At 64.3% G+C, this 2644-nt stretch carries 2 protein-coding genes; both read right to left on the reverse strand.

What is annotated here, in order from left to right; translation table 11 throughout:
- Positions 1-122: 122 nt before the first annotated feature.
- A complete protein-coding gene (gene istB / locus HUN39_RS18855) occupies positions 123-884 on the reverse strand; it encodes an IS21-like element helper ATPase IstB (RefSeq protein ID WP_175095967.1) in 762 nt (253 codons plus the stop codon).
- A 20-nt stretch (positions 885-904) separates the two neighbouring features.
- Positions 905-2449, reverse strand: a complete 1545-nt coding sequence (gene istA, locus HUN39_RS18860; RefSeq protein ID WP_175095968.1) for an IS21 family transposase — start codon at positions 2447-2449, stop codon at positions 905-907.
- Positions 2450-2644 lie beyond the last annotated feature (195 nt).

Here is a 2644-nt window from a genome sequence, read left to right on the forward strand (position 1 = left end):
TGCGCATTCCACGGATGCTGAGCGCCCGTTCCACGGGATCGTGAGCAGCCAATCCAAGGCATCGTGAGCGCGCGTTCCACGCGATCGTGAGCGGCTGGCGCGTCGCCGACGGCGACATTGATTCAGGCCTTGGCGTCGGCGTCAAGGAGACGCTTTTTGGCTGAGAGTTTGCGCATGCTTTCTCCTGTGATCGGAAGCCGATGAGCGTTGTGGACGAGGCGGTCGAGAATGGCGTCGGCGAGCGTCGGATTGCCGATGATCTCGTGCCATTGCTCGACCGGAACCTGACTGGTGACGACAGTCGAGACGCGTTGGTGACGATCTTCCAGGATTTCGAGGAGATCACGCTGCTGAGTTTCGGTGAGGACCGACAGACCCCAATCGTCCAATATCAGGAGCTGCACGCGCGCGAGCGTTTTTAGGAGGCGGGCGTAGCGGCCATCGCCGCGGGCGAGAGCCAGCGTCTCGAAGAGGCGCGGCACACGGTGATAGAGAACGCTTTTTCCGTCACGACAGGCTTTGTGCCCGAGCGCGCACGCGATCCAACTCTTGCCGACGCCGGTCGGCCCTGTGATCAGAAGCCCCTCGGCGCGATCGATCCAGTCGCCGGCGACGAGCTTCTGGAAAAGAGCGCGGTCGACGCCGCGCGGGGTTCGTAGGTCGACATCCTCGATGACGGCGTTCTGCCGCAAGGCCGCGAACTTGAGGCGCGCGGCGAGGCGCTTTGTGTCGCGCTCGGCGGCCTCACGATCGACCATTAGGCCGAGCCGCTCCTCGAAAGAGAGGGCGGCGATATCGGACGATCGCCGTTGCTCCTCGAAAGCCTTGGCCATGCCGGCTAGGCCGAGGGCAATCAGGCGCTCATGAGTGGGGTGGGCGAGCATTGCGTGGTCTCCTTTTCTGGTCAGTGGAAGTAGTCGCGGCCGCGGATGTTGCCGTGGCGCACGGGTTCGCGGTCCGGGCGCTCTCCCTCGTCGAGGAAGGTGCGATCGAGGCCGTTTTTGAGGATCGAGCGGATGGAGGCGACTGAGCGCGCCCTGATCGACATGCCCCGTCGGCAAGCGGCGTCCACTCGCGCGTTATCGTAGGTCCGCGTCAGGGCGAGGATGCCGAGACAGGTTCGAAACCCCTGTTCGGGATGCGGGCGAGCGGCCATGATCTCCTCGAAAAGCGCGGCGGCCGACGGGCCGATTTTTTCGGCGGAGGCGACGAGTCGACTCGGCGTCCAGGACGCATGGCGCCGGTGGGCGCTTGGCATGTGTTCGGGAAGCGTCGTATGGCCGCGCCGGTTCGGGGCGCGCAGATGACTGGCGATGCGCTGGCCTTTGAAGAATATCTCGACCGTTTTGTCGGCGACGCGTACGTCGACCAGTTCGCGGATCAATCGGAACGGCGCGGAATACCAATGGCCGTCGACCTCGACATGGTAATCGGGGGCAACGCGACAGCGCTTCCAAACGGCGAAGGCGTAAGGCTCCTGTGGCAGCTCCTTCAGGGCCGGCCTGTCGATCGCAGCGAAAAGCTCGGCCCGGCTGGCATTGAAGCCCTTCATCAGGCGGGCGTTGATGTCATGGACGAGGTCGGCGATGGCGGCGTTGAGTTCGGCGAGACTGAAGAAGCGTCGATTGCGCAGCCTAGCGAGAATCCATCGTTCGGCGATCAGGACCGATTGCTCGACCTTGGCCTTATCTCGCGGCTTGTAGGGCCGCGCAGGCAGGATCGCCGCGCCGTAATGATCGGCAAGTTCCAGATAGCTGCGGTTCAGACCCGGCTCGTAACGATCCGGGTTGGTGACGGCGGCCTTTAGATTGTCGCAGACGACGAACTTCGGCACGCCGCCGAGAAAAGCGAAGAGATCGACGTGGGCGCCGATCCAGTCGGCGATCTGTTCGCTGGCCCGCGCCTGCGCGAAGATGTAGTTCGACGCGCCCATGGCCGCGACGAACAGCTTCATCCGGCGCACTTCGCCAGTCGCGGGATCGACGATGTCGATCGTGTCGCCAGCGAAATCGACGAAGACCTTTTCGCCGGCGGCGTGGCTTTGCCGCATGGTCGGCCGAAGGCGTCCCTTGAAGGCGGCGTAATGCTCGCAGAACCAGCTGTAGCTGAATCCGTCTGGATGGGCGCCGCGATATTCTTCCCACAACAGCGCCAGGGTGACGCCGCGGCGGCGCAGCTCCTTTTCCACCCCTGTCCAGTCGGGCGTCGGACGGGCCGCCGCCGCCACGGCGGGCGCCGGCGGGAACAGCAGCCGCTCCAGCGCCGTGTCGTCGAGGCCCTCGGACAACGGCCAGCGAAGACCCGCCATGCGGGCGCGCTGGAGATAGGCGTTCACGGAGCCGTTGCTGAGCGACAGCGAGCGCGCGATCACGCGCTCGCTCAGGCCGTTCTCAAATCTCAAACGCAAAACATCGCGGATCTTCCGCATCGACAATCTCTCGGTTGGCATGGACCCCTCGCTGTTGGACGAGGGGCCATACGCCGTTTGGATTGTCGGCGAACGCGTCCGCCGGAGCCGTCCACAGGCTGCTCACGATCCTGTGGAATGACTGCTCACGATCCCGTGGACTGAGCGCTCACGATCCCGTGGACTGAGCGCTCATGATCGTCTGGAATCAGTGCTCACGATCGCGTGGATTACGCA

The sequence above is a fragment of the Methylocystis silviterrae genome (assembly GCF_013350005.1).
In the GTDB taxonomy this organism is placed as follows: Bacteria; Pseudomonadota; Alphaproteobacteria; order Rhizobiales; family Beijerinckiaceae; genus Methylocystis; species Methylocystis silviterrae.

What these genes read in the sequence shown, in the direction of transcription:
- istB (WP_175095967.1), bottom strand. Translation starts at nt 884, where the DNA reads ATGCTCGCCCACCCCACTCATGAGCGCCTGATTGCCCTCGGCCTAGCC.
- istA (WP_175095968.1), bottom strand. Translation starts at nt 2,449, where the DNA reads ATGCCAACCGAGAGATTGTCGATGCGGAAGATCCGCGATGTTTTGCGT.